14 protein-coding genes are annotated in these 15,678 nt (G+C 62.6%); 7 read left to right on the forward strand and 7 right to left on the reverse strand.

Annotated elements, in window-relative coordinates; translation table 11 throughout:
- Positions 1-36 precede the first annotated feature (36 nt).
- A complete protein-coding gene (locus NKH28_RS28315; RefSeq protein WP_352980933.1) occupies positions 37-906 on the forward strand; it encodes a LysR family transcriptional regulator in 870 nt (289 codons plus the stop codon).
- A gap of 53 nt (positions 907-959) precedes the next feature.
- Here the strand turns inward: NKH28_RS28315 and NKH28_RS28320 are convergent, their stop codons facing one another.
- Positions 960-1,613, reverse strand: a complete 654-nt coding sequence (locus NKH28_RS28320; RefSeq protein WP_352473936.1) for a dihydrofolate reductase family protein — start codon at positions 1,611-1,613, stop codon at positions 960-962.
- A gap of 156 nt (positions 1,614-1,769) precedes the next feature.
- Positions 1,770-3,137, reverse strand: coding sequence for an Nramp family divalent metal transporter (locus tag NKH28_RS28325; protein WP_352980934.1), 1,368 nt, complete (start codon positions 3,135-3,137; stop codon positions 1,770-1,772).
- 235 nt (positions 3,138-3,372) lie between these two features.
- Here NKH28_RS28325 and mntR point away from each other — a divergent pair, with 235 nt between their 5' ends.
- From mntR to NKH28_RS28340, 3 genes are all read left to right on the forward strand, one after another.
- Entirely contained in the window at positions 3,373-3,828 is a 456-nt protein-coding gene (mntR, locus tag NKH28_RS28330; protein WP_023678308.1) for a manganese-binding transcriptional regulator MntR, read from the forward strand.
- A 223-nt stretch (positions 3,829-4,051) separates the two neighbouring features.
- Positions 4,052-4,969, forward strand: coding sequence for a KPN_02809 family neutral zinc metallopeptidase (ypfJ, locus tag NKH28_RS28335; protein WP_352473939.1), 918 nt, complete (start codon positions 4,052-4,054; stop codon positions 4,967-4,969).
- A 150-nt stretch (positions 4,970-5,119) separates the two neighbouring features.
- Positions 5,120-6,388 (forward strand): TCR/Tet family MFS transporter, encoded by a 1,269-nt coding sequence (locus NKH28_RS28340; protein WP_352980935.1) that lies wholly within the window; start codon positions 5,120-5,122, stop codon positions 6,386-6,388.
- A gap of 55 nt (positions 6,389-6,443) precedes the next feature.
- On the opposite strand, the gene carA is transcribed toward NKH28_RS28340, so the two are convergent.
- Positions 6,444-7,661, reverse strand: coding sequence for a glutamine-hydrolyzing carbamoyl-phosphate synthase small subunit (carA, locus tag NKH28_RS28345; protein ID WP_352980936.1), 1,218 nt, complete (start codon positions 7,659-7,661; stop codon positions 6,444-6,446).
- A gap of 316 nt (positions 7,662-7,977) precedes the next feature.
- Between carA and NKH28_RS28350 the strand changes: the two genes are divergently transcribed.
- Both NKH28_RS28350 and NKH28_RS28355 read left to right on the forward strand, forming a co-directional pair.
- Positions 7,978-8,427 (forward strand): GatB/YqeY domain-containing protein, encoded by a 450-nt coding sequence (locus tag NKH28_RS28350; protein ID WP_352822024.1) that lies wholly within the window; start codon positions 7,978-7,980, stop codon positions 8,425-8,427.
- Positions 8,428-8,483: 56 nt separating this feature from the next.
- Positions 8,484-9,041 (forward strand): GNAT family N-acetyltransferase, encoded by a 558-nt coding sequence (locus NKH28_RS28355; RefSeq protein ID WP_352473942.1) that lies wholly within the window; start codon positions 8,484-8,486, stop codon positions 9,039-9,041.
- Between the two features lie 2 nt (positions 9,042-9,043).
- Here the strand turns inward: NKH28_RS28355 and NKH28_RS28360 are convergent, their stop codons facing one another.
- The 3 genes from NKH28_RS28360 to NKH28_RS28370 all read right to left on the reverse strand — a co-directional run bounded on the left by NKH28_RS28360 (position 9,044) and on the right by NKH28_RS28370 (position 12,359).
- A complete protein-coding gene (locus tag NKH28_RS28360; RefSeq protein WP_352450716.1) occupies positions 9,044-10,225 on the reverse strand; it encodes an MFS transporter in 1,182 nt (393 codons plus the stop codon).
- A gap of 127 nt (positions 10,226-10,352) precedes the next feature.
- Positions 10,353-10,562, reverse strand: coding sequence for a DUF2061 domain-containing protein (locus NKH28_RS28365; RefSeq protein WP_292658743.1), 210 nt, complete (start codon positions 10,560-10,562; stop codon positions 10,353-10,355).
- Positions 10,563-10,694: 132 nt separating this feature from the next.
- Positions 10,695-12,359, reverse strand: a complete 1,665-nt coding sequence (locus NKH28_RS28370) for a Na/Pi cotransporter family protein (protein ID WP_352816167.1) — start codon at positions 12,357-12,359, stop codon at positions 10,695-10,697.
- Positions 12,360-12,737: 378 nt separating this feature from the next.
- On the opposite strand from NKH28_RS28370, the gene NKH28_RS28375 reads away from it, so the two are divergent.
- Positions 12,738-13,127, forward strand: a complete 390-nt coding sequence (locus NKH28_RS28375) for an RcnB family protein (RefSeq protein ID WP_352473947.1) — start codon at positions 12,738-12,740, stop codon at positions 13,125-13,127.
- Positions 13,128-13,214: 87 nt separating this feature from the next.
- Here NKH28_RS28375 and NKH28_RS28380 read toward each other — a convergent pair.
- On the reverse strand, positions 13,215-15,678 hold a 2,464-nt coding region (locus NKH28_RS28380; RefSeq protein ID WP_352980937.1), incomplete at its 5' end, for a putative Ig domain-containing protein.

A 15,678-nucleotide genomic window follows, 5' to 3' on the forward strand; every position in this document is an offset into this window, starting at 1 on the left:
TTTGCTATGACATGCATTAGCAAATATAATAGCCGGATGCTCCGCAACCTCGATACTGCCCTGGTTCGAACCTTCGTCACCGTTGCCGACAAGGCCAGCATGACGGCGGCGGCCAACGCGCTGCATTTGACGCAAGGTGCCGTCAGCCAGCAGATCAAGCGTTTGGAAGAGGTTCTCGGCTGCAGCCTGTTCGATCGCGATCGGCGTGGATTGCGGCTGACCCGCTCCGGCGAGCAGTTATTCGGCAAGGGCAAGCGCCTGCTTTCCCTCAATGACGAGATCCTGGCGGAGATGGCGGGCGATGCAGTTGCCGGTCAGGTGCGGCTTGGCGTGCCGTACGACCTTGTCGGCACCTTGCTTGCGCCGGTGCTGAAGGCCTATGCCGAAGCCTATCCGCAGGTCGAGATCTCGCTTGTCTGTGCTTCGTCGCCGGAGCTGGCCGCAGCCTTGGCGACCGGCACGATAGAGCTCGCGGTGATCGAGGAGCCGATCGGTCGGTCGGCCGGCGAATGCCTTGTTGTCGACCGGCTGGTCTGGGTCGGCGCCAAAGGCGGCGCCGCCCGCAGCAAACGCCCCTTGCCGGTTTCGATGGTCGCCGAGACCTGTGCGTTCCGCCCGGTGGTGCTGGAGGCGCTTAACGAGCATGGGCTGGAATGGCGCACCGTATTCGAAAACGGCAGCATCGACGCGACGACGGCGACAGTGCGTTCGGACTTGGCCGTCACCACCTGGTTGGCGTCGACCGTGCCTGTCGACCTCGACATTTTGGCCAACGATCCGGAGCTGCCGTCATTGCCGAATTTTTCGATCAATCTGCATTTGCCGAAGCACGCCGTCGCGCCGGCTGCACTGGCATTCGCGGGCCACCTCCGCGATGGGTTGGCAGGGCGACGAGAGGCGGCTTAAAAACAGCAAAAAGGACGGCCAGTGTTCAGCCGTCCTTGATCGCCCTGCGGCATCTACTTCCAGTTCTTGCGCCGCTCGATCTCGGCTTCGGACGGCTGCTCCGTGGCAAATGACCCGGTCTTGATCTCGCCGGAGCGTTCATAGCTCGCCATGATGACACCGGTGGTCGATGCCTGCGAACGGGTCAGCTTGAAGGCGGCGGGTATTGTGCCGCTGCCGAACAGTTTTTTGCCCTTGCCCAGCACCAGCGGGAAAATCAGCAGGCTGATCTCGTCGATCAGGTCATTGGCGAGCAAGGTCTGGATCAGCTCGCTCGATCCCTGAATGAGCAGGTCCGGGCCGTCCTCCTGCTTCATCCGGCGCAACGTCGCGACGACATCGCTGCCGAGCGGCTGGCTGTTTTGCCAGGACAGCGAATCCGGCCTGTGCGTCGCCACATATTTGGTGACGGCGTTGAAGCTGTCGGCGATCGGATCATTCTTCTGATAAGGCCAGTGGGCGGCGAAGATGTCGTAAGTCTTGCGGCCGAGAAGCAGCGCGAACGGTTTTGAAAACGTCTCGCCCATCGCGGCGCGCATCACATCGTCCCAGTAGTGAAACGTCCAGCCGCCGAATTTGAAGCCGCCGACAGGGTCCTCTTGCGGGCCGCCGGGCGCCTGCATGACGCCGTCGAGGCTGACGAATGTTGCGGCGATGATCTTCCTCATTGGAGCTCCCTTTCCCTGGTCCGTGCCGTCATGGCCGGAGTTCGAGCCAAGGACGGGCGAACGGACATTTGTCCGACAGCGGCCGGCAAATTTCTAGTCTAGGACCGGGGGCAGGTGACTGCCGACCTTATCGTCTCAGCTTGGAGCCGAGAACGCTCAGCCCAAGCCAACGACCGTATCGTAGAGCAGCTTGAAGTTGAGCACCAGGATGAGCGCGGCAACCACCCAGGCCAGTACGGCGACGGCGCGGGAAATGGCAAAATTGCCCATCTTGCGCTTGTCCGAGACGAACTGCACCAGCGGTACGACAGCGAAGGGGAGCTGCATCGACAGGATTATCTGGCTGAAGACCAGCAACTGGCCGGTTCCCTTCTCGCCATAGAGCGCGGTGACCACCACCACCGGGATGATGGCGATGCCGCGCGTCAGCAGGCGGCGCGCCCATTGCGGGATGCGCAGCCGCAAGAACCCTTCCATCACGATCTGGCCGGCGAGCGTCGCCGTCACCGTCGAGTTCAGGCCGGAGGCGAGCAGCGCTACGGCAAACAGGATGGAAGCGATGCCGAGGCCAAGCAGCGGCGACAGAAGCTCGAAGGCCTGGCCGATCTCGGCAACGTCATGATGACCGGTGCCGTGGAACGCCACCGCCGACACGATAAGGATGGAAGCATTGACGAACAACGCCAGTATCAGCGCGATGGTCGAGTCGGTCGTCGCCCATTTGATGGCATCGCGCTTGCCGCGATCGGTGCGCTCGTAGGCCCGGGTCTGCACGATCGAGGAGTGCAGATAGAGATTGTGCGGCATCACCGTGGCGCCGATGATGCCGATGGCGATGTAGAGCATGGCCGGATTGGTGACGATCTCGGACGACGGCACGAACATCGCGTGCAGGATGGAGCCGACCGGCGGGGCGGCGGCAAAGATCTGAATGGCGAAGCAGCCGAAGATGATAATCAAAAGCGCTATGATGAAGGCCTCGAGGAAACGGAAGCCCTTGTTCATCAGCAGCAGCAGCAGGAAGGCATCAAGCGCGGTGATGATGGCGCCGCCTATCAGCGGAATGCCGAACAGCAGTTGCAAGGCGATCGCCGTGCCAATGACCTCGGCCAGGTCGCAGGCGATGATGGCCAGTTCGCAAGCGACCCAAAGCATGAAATTGACTGGTCGCGGATAATAGGCGCGGCACGCCTGCGCAAGGTCGCGGCCGGTGGCGATGCCGAGCCGGGCGGCGAGTGCCTGCAGCAGGATCGCCATCAGGTTCGACAACATGATGATGAAAAGCAGCGTGTAGCCGAATTGGGCCCCGCCGGCGAGGTCGGTCGCCCAATTGCCCGGATCCATATAGCCGACCGAAACCATGTAGCCCGGCCCCATGAAGGCGAACAGCCGGCGAAGCCAGATCCCCGAGTGCGGCACCGCGATCGTTGCGTTGACTTCGCGAAGGCTGGGCTGCTCGTCGTCCTCCGGGCGGGCAAATCGCCACATGGACCGGGGGGCTGAGGTGGCTTCGGCTTCCGACATGAAATGGCTTTCCACTGGAACGATCGATGTTGTCTCCTTATCTATGCCACGGCTGAACATTATGCAATATGCTATATTTCATTGTCTGAGCTTTTTCTTGTGGCCGCTTGGCGTGCGGCCTGAACGGCAGTGAACGCCGGTTGCGCCGGCCACCGAATGGAAATAAACGGCCAGAACCAATAGGGTTCCGTGTTATGACCGCAATGTCGATTCAAACTGCCGGGAGGAGCGCGTATTGGCGCTGAAGAAAAGACCGGTTCCTCGCGAAAAGCCGCTGCCTGACGCAGAAATCCACTCGGAAGGCTTCAGGCAGACGCGTGAAGCGCGCCGCAGCGCGCTGGTCGAGGATTATGTCGAGCTCATCGCCGACCTGATCGAGGATGGCAACGAGGCGCGCCAGGTCGATATCGCGGCACGGCTCGGCGTCGCTCAGCCGACGGTCGCGAAAATGCTGACGCGGCTGTGCGCCGACGGGCTGGTCTCCCGGAAGCCTTATCGCGGCGTGTTCCTGACCGATGCCGGCCGCAAGGTTGCGGAAGAGAGCCGCATTCGCCACCAGACGGTCGAGGCCTTCCTGCGCTCGCTCGGGGTCAGCGCCGAGACGGCGCGCATCGACGCCGAGGGCATCGAGCATCATGTCAGCGCCGAGACGCTCGAAGCCTTTCGCAAGGCAATAATCGCCGCCCGCTGAAAAGCACGGCCAGCGTATCTCTTCGCGCGACTCGCTTCCCACGAGCAGGGTGAACGGCACAGACCTTGCGATGTCTCGGCCAGAGCAGGCAAGCGTCAGCAAGCATTGCTTGTTCGCACGAAAAATACTGTGACTTGGCGTAACCGTTGAGATAATTGTTGTCGTGTCCGATCGAACCGGGACACGGCCCGATCGGCCGGAAAATTGCATCACGGGGGTTGCCATGCTCTGGAAGGGCCGTCGTCAGAGTGACAATGTCGAGGACGAGCGCGGCCAGAGCGGCGGGCTTGGCGGCGGGCCGGGGCAGTTTCGCATCCCGATCGGCGGTCGCGCGGGCGGCGGCGGCATGTCGGGCATTATCATCGTAGGGTTGATTTTCCTGGCAGGGTGGTATTTCGGCTTCGACCCGAGTCAGATCCTCGATAACAGCGGCTTGCAGCCCGGCGGCGGTCAGATCACCGACAATAGCGGTGCGCAAGGCGGCGGCACCGGTGCGCCCGCCTCCGACGAGATGAAGCAGTTCGTGTCGACTGTGCTGGCCGAGACCGAGGACACGTGGACCGGTATTTTTCAGTCCGAGGGCCTGACCTATCAAGATCCAAAACTGGTCCTGTTCAGCGGACGGATCGGCTCTGCTTGCGGCTCTGCCTCGTCAGCGGCCGGACCATTCTACTGCCCCAACGATCGCAAAGTCTATCTCGACACCACCTTCTTCCAGCAGCTCGATCAGCAGTTCGGTGCCTCGGGCGATTTCGCACAGGCCTATGTGATCGCGCATGAGGTCGGCCACCATGTGCAGAACCTCGTCGGCATCCTGCCCAAATTCAACCAGATGCGGCAGAGCATGGGCGAAGCGGACGCCAACCACATGTCGGTGCAGGTCGAGTTGCAGGCCGACTGCTTTGCCGGCATCTGGGCGCATTTCACCGGTCAGAAAGGCATCTTGGAACAGGGCGACATGGCGGAGGCACTGAACGCCGCCAAGCAGATCGGCGACGACACGCTGCAGAAGAAGATGCAGGGCTACGTCGTGCCGGAAAGCTTCAACCACGGCACGTCGCAGCAGCGGCAGACCTGGCTGGCGCGAGGCTTCCAGAACGGCAAGCTTTCGGACTGCGACACGTTCAACAACCCGATCTGAGCCGACGGTTTTCTCGTAATCCGAGAGACTGGATCGCAGTCAGGGGATGTCAGGATGAAAGCACTCTGCCCGTTCCCTCATTGTTCCCAGCGATGTGCTCGCCTATAAGGTGTGTTCCCGTTCGCTCGGGCGGCCCGAGGAGATACCATCATGATAGACCCCAAAACCGCCAGGCGGGGCCTTGCGCTTGTTTTCACCACCCTGCTGCTCGACATCATCGGCTTCGGCATCATTATGCCGGTGCTGCCGGCCTATCTCAGGGAATTGACCGGCGTCGGCATCAGCGAGGCGGCTATCGAGGGCGGCTGGCTGTTCTTCGTCTATGCGGCGATGCAGTTCGTTTTCGCACCAGTGATGGGCGGGTTGAGCGACCGGTTCGGGCGGCGGCCAATTCTGCTCGCCTCGGTGCTGACGTTCGCTATCGACAATCTGATCTGCGCTATCGCCTGGTCCTATCCGATGCTGTTCATCGGCCGCGTGCTGGCCGGCATTTCCGGCGCCAGTTATTCCACGACATCGGCGTTCATTGCCGATATCTCGACCGACGAAAATCGTGCGAAGAATTTCGGGCTGCTCGGCATTGCTTTCGGCGTCGGCTTCGTCATCGGGCCGGTTCTGGGCGGGTTGCTCGGCACGTTCGGGCCGCGTGTGCCGTTCTATTTCGCTGCCGGGCTTGCTTTCGCAAACTTTCTGATCGCGCTGTTTCTGTTGCCGGAAACACTTGATAACAAGCACCGTCGCCGCTTCGAGTGGAAACGCGCGAACCCGGTCGGCACGCTCGTCCAGATGCGCAACTACGAAGGTATCGGCTGGATCGGACTTGTCTTCTTTCTGATGACGCTGGGGCACATGATGTATCCTGCGGTCTGGTCGTTCGTCTCCAGTTATCGCTATGGCTGGAGCGAACAACAGATCGGCTTCTCGCTCGGCGCTTTCGGCCTGTGCGGGGCGATCGTCATGGCGACAGTCCTGCCGCGCGTGATCCCTAAGATTGGCGAGTGGAAGACGGCGGTAATCGGTCTGGCATTTACCGCACTCAGCGCCTTCGGCTACGCCTTCGCGTCACAAGGCTGGATGATCTATGCAGTGATCGTCGTCGGATGTCTCGAGGCGTTGGCCGACCCGCCGCTCAGAAGCCTGGCGGCCGCCAAGGTGCCACCTTCCGCCCAGGGCGAACTCCAGGGCGCGATGACCTCGATCTTCTCGATCACCTCGATCATCACACCGCTGCTTTATACGGCGATCTTTTCCTGGTTCACGGGGCCGAACGCGCCCGTGGTTTTCGGCGGTGCCCCGTATCTGCTCGGCGCGATTTTCCTCACGCTGGCGCTCGTCGTCTTCGTCACCAGGGTGGCCAAGCCGACGCCGAAGGAAGTCAAACGCATGCACGCGCGGGAAGCCGTGACGGACGGGGCTTGATCGGCGGCGGGAGCCCGGCCGGCGCCGTCAGTCAAATCCGTTTTTACGCAATGCGCTAAACACGCTCGGCCAGTGCCGGCTCGCCGCGCTTTTCGCGGATCAAGTTGACGAAGCGGCGAAACAGATAGTGCGAATCCTGCGGGCCGGGCGAGGCTTCGGGATGATGCTGGACCGAGAAGACCGGTCTGCCGGTGAGCGCAATGCCGCAATTCGAACCGTCGAACAGCGAGACATGGGTTTCCTCGACACCGCTCGGCAAGGAGTCGGCGTCGACGGCAAAGCCATGGTTCATCGAGACGATTTCGACCTTGCCGGTGGTGTGATCCTTGACGGGATGATTGGCGCCGTGGTGACCCTGATGCATTTTTGCGGTCTTGCCGCCCAGCGCCAGCGCCAGCATCTGGTGGCCGAGGCAGATGCCGAAAAGCGGGATATCGGTCTTCAAAAGATCCTGAATGACCGGCACGGCGTAGTCGCCGGTGGCTTCCGGATCGCCAGGGCCGTTGGATAGAAAAATGCCGTCCGGCCGCATCGCCAGGATCTCCTCGGCGCCGGTTTTTGCCGGCACCACAGTGACCTTGGCGCCGAGGCCGGCCAGCAGGCGCAATATGTTGCGCTTGACGCCGTAGTCGACGGCAACGACGTGCATCGACGGATCAGCCTGTTCGCCAAAGCCCTCGTTCCAGACCCAGGGCGTTTCGCGCCAGACCGATGACTGGCCGGAGGTCACCTCCTTGGCGAGATCAAGCCCGATAAGCCCTGACCATGCGGCGGCGCGCCGCTTGAGGTCATCGACGTCGAAGATACCGTCGGGCGCGTGCGCGATGACGGCATTAGGCATGCCCTTTTCGCGGATCAGCGCGGTCAGCGCCCGTGTGTCGATGCCTGAAAGTGCGACGATGCCGCGCTTCTTCAGCCACTGGTCGAGACCGGTTCCGGCGCGGTAATTCGACGGGTTGGTGACATCGGCCTTGAACACGGCGCCGACGGCGCCGGCGCGGGCCAGCGGGTTGAGGTCCTCGATGTCTTCGTCATTGGTGCCGATATTGCCGATATGCGGAAAGGTGAAAGTGACGATCTGGCCGGCATAGGATGGGTCGGTGAGTATCTCCTGGTAGCCGGTCAGCGCGGTGTTGAAGCAGACCTCGGCGACGGCGGAGCCGGTGGCGCCCAGACCGCGGCCCTCTATGACAGTGCCGTCGGCCAGCACCAGCAGGGCTGTCGACCTCTCGCTGGCCCAAGGGGGGGTCGACGCGGCTGTCATCGTTGCCATGGCGGCACTCCTAAAGGTTGCGCCCTTAGTCGGCGCAACGAAAGGCGCGAAGCGGCGATCTCACAGCCTCGGCGCTAAGTTTTCATTTGTGCCTGTCGTTGCCCAAAACCGCTACGCATTTTTGGGCGACGTGCACTAGAATTCAATTCATGCAAGGCCCAGTACATAGGGGAAGGCGCCAAGGCGGTCAATGATTCCAGGAAGTGCGAGCCCGGATTTATTTCGTCGAACAATATCAGGGATTTGGCGGTAGTTTCGCATTTGCCTTGGGCTTTCGGCACGGCTATTGTCCGCCGCATTCGAAGGAGAAAGCACCATGCGAGGCAAAGTCGCCGAATCCCTGAAGAGCGCGATGAAGTCGCAGGACAAGCGCCGGCTGCCGACATTGCGGCTGATCCAGGCGGCCATTCACGACCGCGACATCGCCAATCGTGGCGCCGGTAAGGAGCCGGCGAGCGATGACGAGATCCTGCAGATACTGGCCAAGATGGTGAAGCAGCGCGAAGAATCGGCCAAGGCGTTCGATGACGGCAAGCGGCCGGAGCTTGCAGCGCAGGAGCGCGACGAGATGGCCATCATCCGCGACTTCCTGCCGACGCAGCTGGGCCAGGCCGAGACGGAAAGCGCCGTCCGTTCCGCCATCGCCGAGACTGGTGCCAGCGGCGTCAAGGACATGGGCAAGGTGATGGCGGCGCTCAAGGAAAAATACGCCGGCCAGATGGATTTCTCCAAGGCGAGCGGCATCGTCAAGAGCCTGCTGCAGTAAGCCGCCGAAGGCCCTTGCCGTCGCGCCCGCAATCCGGCAGCCAAAAGCTCGCGCCCGTGATCGAACTCGTCAAACCGGCGTTTGAACACCTGCCGTCCTACAAGGCGGCCCTCGAGCGCGGCTGGTCGCCGGACAATGTGCGGCTGCTCGACGCGACGCGCGAGCAGCTTGCGGCTATCGAAAAGGATCCAGCGACTTTCCTTGGCGATCTCGACGATTCCGATGGCAAGGGACCGCCGATCACCTTGCCCGACGGTTCGACGGTGCCGCGGCTGCCCGGATTCCGGCGCTGGATCTGGGACGGGGAAGTCGCAGGCTCAATCGGCCTGCGCTGGCAGCACGGCACCGCGTCGCTGCCGTCGCATGTGCTCGGCCACATCGGCTATGCGGTGGTGCCGTGGAAACGGGGACGCGGCTATGCGACCGAGGCGCTGCGGCTGATGCTGGTGGAGGCGAGGGCGGTTGGCCTGCCCTTCGTCGAAATCACCTGCAAGCCTCACAATGTGCCCTCGCAGAAGGTCGTTCTGGCCAATGGCGGCCGGCTCGTCGGGCGTTTCTTCGAGGACGCCGCCTATGGCGGCGCGGAAAGCCTGCGCTACCGGATCGATCTGTAGCCCTATTCGGCGGCAGCCGGCAGCGGCGGCGCAGCCCGGCTTCGCCATTCCCAGACATGCGAGGCAAGCGCAACCGCGACGGCGACCAGCATGGCGATCGCGCCAACCACCGGCAGGCTGCGATAGCCATAGCCGGCATTGAGCATCGCCGCGCCGAGCGATGCGGCGAGCGCGATGCCGACATTGAAGCCCGACGGGATGAGCGACGAGGCAAGGTTGGAGGCGTCCGCGGTCCAGGTCAGGATGCGGGTCTGGATCGGCGTGCCGATGGCAAAGTTGAGGCCGCCCCAGACGAAGATCGCTATCACCATCGGCAGCGGGTAAGGGCTGACAGCGTAGATCAAGGCGAGCATTGCCGCCTGTAGGAAAAGCATGGCGATGAGCGACGGCATCAGCTTCCAGTCGGCGAGCCGCCCGCCGACGAAGACGCCGATCGTTGCGCCGACCCCATTGAGCAAGAGCACCCAAGGTATCCATTTCTCGTCGAGGCCTGTGACCTCAAGCAGCGTCGGCGTGATGTAGGTGAACAGGCCGAACTGGCCGATCATCAGCATCAGCATAATAATGAGCGAGGTCCAGACCTGCTGGCGTGCGAGCACGCGGACCTCGCTTCCAAGGCTCGCCGACGGGCTCGACGATCCCGTCTTGCGCGGCAGCAGGGCGCCGATTGCCGTGAAGGCCACCACACCGAGCGCGCACATCACCCAGAATGTCGCACGCCATCCCCAGATGTTGCCGATTGCCGTGCCGGCCGGAACGCCGATTACGTTCGATACGGTGAGGCCGGACAGGATCAGCGCCACCGCCATGCCGCGCTGGTCTTCGCGCACGAGGCCGACGGCCACCACCATGGCAACGCCGAAATAGGCGCCATGCGCCACGGCCACCGCTATCCGCAACAGCAGCATCGAGGCGAAGTCGGGCGCCAGCGCGCAGGCGGCCTGGCCGATGGTGAAGGCTGCAGTCAGTCCAAGCAGCAGGGCCTTGCGGGAGAACCTTTTGGTGGCGAGCGCCAGCAGCGGGCCGCCGACTGCAATGCCGCCGGCATAGCCGGAAACGAGATAGCCGGCGGTCGGGATCGCGACGCCAAGGCCCTCCGCCACCTGCGGCAGCACGCCGGCGATGACGAATTCGGTGGTGCCGAAGGCGAAGGCGGCAATGAACAGGGCAATGAGGGGGAGCATGGCGGAAAGGCGATCCTCGGATAAGGTCGCCTCAAACCACGGATGAGGGCAGCGGGCAATCCAGAAATTGTCGACGCCGCTTTAGCTTTTCTTGATCGCCGGTCAGGCGTCCGCGCGGAGGCAAGAGCTAGGCGGCTGCCTTCCTCCCGTAAGGAATTTTCAGCCACGCACGTTCGTGAAGATAGTAGAGCAGCGACTTGGTGACGACCTCGGTCAGGCCGATGGCAGCGGCGAGCTTGATGCTTCCGGTCACGACGAGCGAAATGATCATCGTGTCGATGGTGCCGGTGATGCGCCAGGAAAGCGCTTTGGCGAAGCTGCGAGAATGGGTGTCCATCGACTTTCCTTCCGGTAGCTGCGGCGATCTTTAGCCGACAGACAGGAGGTGGCGCAAAGATAATTTCTGCGCATTGGCCCACAGCAATTTTCATAGGCGATGTTCTAAAGCTTCCCGGCCTGTGGATGCAATCTATCCGGCCTTCAGCCGCGAACCGGTGAGCAGGCCACGTTCTTCAAGAACGGGATAGGCCATCGAGGCGAGCAGCGAGTTGATCTGCTTGAGGTCGCGAATGGTGTCGAGATGGATGGAACTGGTCTCGACACTCTTGGCGGTGCCGTCGCGCAGCCGCACGAAATGGCTCTGGCTGGTTTCCTTCTCGCGGTCGCGCAGCCGGTCCTTTTCCAGCACCAACTGGCGAGCGGTCTCCGGATCGCGGGACACCAGCACGTTGAAGGCAAGCCTGGCATTGGCAAGCACCAAGGCATGGAAGGCGCAAAGCTCACGCCAGCCTTCCGGCGTGAACTCCAGCCCACGCTCGAATTTCTTCTTCACGTGGACCAGCATGTTGCGCACGATGATGTCGCCGACCTGCTCCAGCTTGACGCAGGCGCCGATCAGTTCCTGGCAACGCAGCGCCTCGTCCTCGCTCAGCGGGTTCTTGGTGACCCTGGCCAGATAGAGCTTGATCGCAGCGTGCTTCCTGTCGACACGGTCGTCGAGTGCGGCCAGCGCGCCGATCTTGTCGGCATCGGCGCTCTCATAGAGCTCGATGATCCGTTTCAGCATGATCTCGACCGTTTCGCAGACCCGCACCACCTCACGGGTGGCGTTGGCCAATGCCTGGCTCGGCACGTCGAGCGCACTTTCGTTGAGCGCCGAAAGCTCGACGACGTCGAGCGCGTTGGCGGCCTGGGGCTTGGTGCCCAACGCCACGATCCTTTCCGAGGCGCGATAGACCAGGCTCGCCAGCGGTAGGCCGGCGACCAGGATCAGGATGTTGAAGACAATGTGGGCATTGACGATCTGCTCGGGCACCGTGCTGCCCAAGAAGGCGACCGGCGGCTTGAACGTCAGGAACAGGATCAGCATGATCAGCGAACCCATGCCGCGCATCAGGAGATTGCCGATCGGCACGATACGAACGCCGGGTTCTGCGTTGCGGGTTAGAAGCGGCGCGATGATCGAAGAGCCGAGATTGACACCCAGCACCAGCACGATACCGAGTTCGGGCGGGATGAAGCCGCGGCCGGCCAGCGTCACCATCAGCAGCACCGCGGCGATCGAGGAATGGAACAGCCAGGTGATCACCGCCGCCAGAAGATAGGCGGTGACCGGATCGCCGGAGAAGTAATCGACGATGAGCGGCATCAGCGTGCTCTGGCGCAGCGGCTCCGACGCTTGGCCGATCATCTCCAGCGACAGAAGCAGCAGGCCGATGCCGACCAGGATGCGGCCGAACTGGCGCCAGTCGCGCCGCTCGGTGGCCATGAACATGACGGTGCCGGCGACCAGGCAGATCGGCACCAGCAGCGACAGATCGAAGGTGAGCAGCTTGACCACCAGTGCCGAGCCGATCTCGGCGCCGCGCACCGCAAGCTGGCCCGACATGCCGCTGACAATACCGGAGCCGGCGAACGAGCCGACCAGCAAGGTGACGGCGGTCGAGCTTTGCAGCGCGACAGCCAGGCCGCAGCCGGCCAGAACCGCCATGAACGGATTGCGCATTGTGGCGCGCAGTTTGTGGCGCAGCACATCGCCATAGGCGCGCTCGACGCCGGTCTTCACCAGACGGGTGGCAAACAGCATCAGTGCGACCGCACCGGCCAGGTGCAGCAAGACGACCGAGCCACTCATGCCAGGCCCCGCAACGCGACAGGTGCCAGCGACGCGGGCGCGGTGAAGTCAAAGAGGCAAAAGTGGGCGCGAATCGTGGACATTGCAGAGGTTGATATTACTCCGATTTATTTTAGCCGAATAATAAATTTTGCCCGCTTCGGACGCGTGTTGCCTCGCGACGGGGCGTGTCGGAAATGGATGGCTGACAAAATGGTTGCATAGCCTGCGGAGTTGCGGCGGGTCATGCGTCCATTCTCGGACGCCCGCTTTAAAGGTAGCGTTTAATTAGTCGTTCTAAATGTAAGAAATCATTACGAAAACGTAATCTCGGTGTTCAGTTTCGGTTCATCCTTCCGGCTCTATTCCGTAGGCATCGACAACCAAGGAGTACCCGCCATGAAACGCATCGTTCTTTCCGCCATTGCCTTCTCGATGCTGGCTGCAACCACCTGGCAGGGCCAGGCCGCACCTCTGAACACACCAAACGCGCCGCAGTCGAACTACAGCCAGGTCGACTGGCAGAAGCCTGGCAGGCATGTCGACGTGAACAAGCATGTCGACGTGAACAAGCGCGTCCTAGTGAAGAAGAAGATCGTTGTGAAGCGCAGCCATTGGCGCAACGGCCAGAGATATTCCAGCTGGAAGCGTCACCAGCCGATCCGCGACTATCGCCACTATGGCCTGCGCCGTCCGGGTCCCGGGCAGGAATGGATCCGGGTTGGCAATGACTATCTGCTGGTCAGCGTTCTTTCCGGCTTGATCTTCGGCGCCATCGCCACGCAGTGACCGCGGAACGTCTGACCGGCACGGCGCTGGTCAATGAAAGAGAGGCGGCCCGCCAAGGCCGCCTTTTTTCATTGGTCCATCTTGATCCTAATTCAGCGCGGCCGAAAGTTTCACGGTTCCGCTGAAATACTTCGCCGAATCGGAGCCGATGCCGCCATAGCTGGTGGAGAGGCCGAGACGCATGCCGCCCGGCATGCGGGTATCGACGCCGGCTCCGACGCGGCCATGGAAATTGTCGGCGCCGCTTTCGGTCGCTGTGTCGCTTATGTCGAAGACGCCGTCGAGCCGCAGGTTAAAGTCGAGGGTAACGTCGTCATCCGTGACATGGCGATAGGAAACGCCGGGGCCGAAGGCGATCTGGCCGAGGCCGGCGGTGACGGAGGGAATGGGGACGTTCAGGCCGTCGACATAGGCTCCCGATTTTTCCTCGAAATAGGAGAAGCGCGCCCGCGGCGAGAAGGTCCAGGCGTCATATTGCCATTCCCCTTGCAGCGTGGCGCTGACCATCCAACGGCTGGCGTCGAAGCCGTCGGTGTAGGTATCCATGGGGCTGACGCTGTTCGAGGATGTTCCAGCTCCGGCGAGCAAATCGAAATACAGATTGTCCGTCAGCCGAGCGGTCAAATAAGGCCCGGCGATCCAGCCGGTGCCCTCGGCGGTTCCGCCGCCGCTGCCGGTGAAGCCGTCGGTACGATCGATCTGGACGAAGGCGCCAACAAGCAGATTGCGGCTGACCAGATAGTCGGCGCCGAAGGTTGCGAGGGCGAATTTGCCGTCTTGGTCATTGATGTCGAAGCGGCTGTAAGTGCCTTCGAACCAGATGTCGAACAGGCTGTTGGCATCTTCCCCGCCAAGCCGCCGCATGGAGGCAAGGCTTGCGCTGACATTGACCGAGTTGGTGTCGGCCATGCCGGGCAGGTACGCGAGCAGGGTGGCCACTGGGCTGCCGCCGCCGGCGACGCCGTCGAGCCGGTCGATGCGGCGCTGGATGTCGGGCTGGTTCTCCAGAATGAGGCTGGCGCGTGTCTCCATGAATTCCTTGATGAGCGCCGTGGTATTTTCGCGTGAATTGGTGCTGGCGAACGTGCAGACGACGCTTTCGCCGGGCGCCAGGTTGATCACGGCCGTGCGGTTCGCCACATTGCCGACGGAATCGCCATCGTTGCAACTGATCGAGGTCAAGGCGAAGCCGGCGGCGGTCATGTCGGCGGCGGTGACGCTGTAGGAGCCGGTCGGCAGCGAAACGGCCGGTCCGTCGCCGGAGCCGCTGCTGGTGGCGATGGTGAAGTTGAGGCCGGGCGCCGGGGAGGAGAAGCCGAAGGAGCCGTCGCCGCTGTCGGTGGTCTGGCGGATGGTGATGGAGCCTAGGGCGTGGACTTCCTGGGCGAGCGCGCTGGAGGTGCTTGTCGCGTTGTTCGCGTCGCCATTGTAGGTCGCGACAACCTGACGGGTGCCGACCGGGAGGGCGGACGTCGTCAGGGCAGCGGTACCGCCGGCGAGCGCGACCGTAGCAGCGGGCGAGCCGTCGACACTGAAGGTGACCGTTCCGGCCGGCGGCGGGTTGCCGGGAGCCGAAACCGTTGCCGTGAAAGTGACCTGATCGCCCTGATTGGAAGGGTTGAGGCTGGAAACGACCAAGGTGGTGGTGCCGAGCTTGTCGATGGTCACCGAATAGGCCTTGGAACCGGATTTCCCATTCTGATCGGTTGCAACTGCGGTGAAGTCGAATGTGCCGGTATTGGTCGGGGTACCGGAGAGCAGACCGGTCGCGTCGAAGCTGATGCCCGACGGGAGGGTTCCGGACGTCAGCGCGAAAGTGTAAGGCACCGCGCCGCCGCTGGCCGCAAGCTGTTGCGAATAGGCCTGGTTGTATACGGGGTTTGGCAAGGATGCCGGCGTCAGCTCGACGGTCGGCTCGGCAATGATCAGCGTGTAGGATTTCGAACCGATGAAACCGTTTGCGTCGGTTGCCGCCACGACCAGGTTGAACCTGCCGGTATTAGTCGGGATTCCGGAGAGCAGACCGGCCGCGTCGAAGCTGATGCCCGACGGGAGGGTTCCGGACGTCAGCGCGAAAGTGTAGGGCGTCATACCGCCGCTGGCCGTCAGCTGCTGCGAATAGGCCTGGTTGTAGACCGGACTGGGCAATGACGGCGGCGAGACCGTGATCACGGGCGGTGTAAAGGTGACCGTGTTGTCGGTGCTGGTCGAGGCTTCGTTCGCATCGACGGCGACATTGGTTGCCACGCCGGCCGGTATTGTGGCCACGACGGACCCTGAACCCGTCATGCCGCTGACCGCGACGCTGAAAGTGCTGCCGGAGCCGGTGACGACAGCAATGGTGGCGCCGGCGGTGCCGGAAAGCACAACGTCGCTGCCGCTGAAGCCGGTCACCGGCTCGCTGAAGACCACGTCGAAGAGGATTGGTGACGAACCGGTCGGATCGCTCTGGCCGGCAGCCTGGTTGATGGTCACTGTCAGCGGCGGTGGCGGCGGCAGATTGTAGGTGACGGTATTGTCGGTGCTGGTCGAGGGCTCGTTCGGATCGACG

It is taken from the genome of Mesorhizobium sp. M1227 (assembly GCF_040318315.1).
Taxonomy (GTDB): Bacteria; Pseudomonadota; Alphaproteobacteria; order Rhizobiales; family Rhizobiaceae; genus Mesorhizobium.

Excerpts from the sequence above, each read along its gene's own strand:
- NKH28_RS28360 (WP_352450716.1), bottom strand. The coding sequence starts at position 10,225 with ATGCTCCCCCTCATTGCCCTGTTCATTGCCGCCTTCGCCTTCGGCACC.
- NKH28_RS28340 (WP_352980935.1), top strand. The coding sequence starts at position 5,120 with ATGATAGACCCCAAAACCGCCAGGCGGGGCCTTGCGCTTGTTTTCACC.
- NKH28_RS28365 (WP_292658743.1), bottom strand. The coding sequence starts at position 10,562 with ATGGACACCCATTCTCGCAGCTTCGCCAAAGCGCTTTCCTGGCGCATC.
- NKH28_RS28370 (WP_352816167.1), bottom strand. The coding sequence starts at position 12,359 with ATGAGTGGCTCGGTCGTCTTGCTGCACCTGGCCGGTGCGGTCGCACTG.
- NKH28_RS28375 (WP_352473947.1), top strand. The coding sequence starts at position 12,738 with ATGAAACGCATCGTTCTTTCCGCCATTGCCTTCTCGATGCTGGCTGCA.
- carA (WP_352980936.1), bottom strand. The coding sequence starts at position 7,661 with ATGGCAACGATGACAGCCGCGTCGACCCCCCCTTGGGCCAGCGAGAGG.
- NKH28_RS28320 (WP_352473936.1), bottom strand. The coding sequence starts at position 1,613 with ATGAGGAAGATCATCGCCGCAACATTCGTCAGCCTCGACGGCGTCATG.
- NKH28_RS28315 (WP_352980933.1), top strand. The coding sequence starts at position 37 with ATGCTCCGCAACCTCGATACTGCCCTGGTTCGAACCTTCGTCACCGTT.
- ypfJ (WP_352473939.1), top strand. The coding sequence starts at position 4,052 with ATGCTCTGGAAGGGCCGTCGTCAGAGTGACAATGTCGAGGACGAGCGC.
- NKH28_RS28350 (WP_352822024.1), top strand. The coding sequence starts at position 7,978 with ATGCGAGGCAAAGTCGCCGAATCCCTGAAGAGCGCGATGAAGTCGCAG.
- NKH28_RS28325 (WP_352980934.1), bottom strand. The coding sequence starts at position 3,137 with ATGTCGGAAGCCGAAGCCACCTCAGCCCCCCGGTCCATGTGGCGATTT.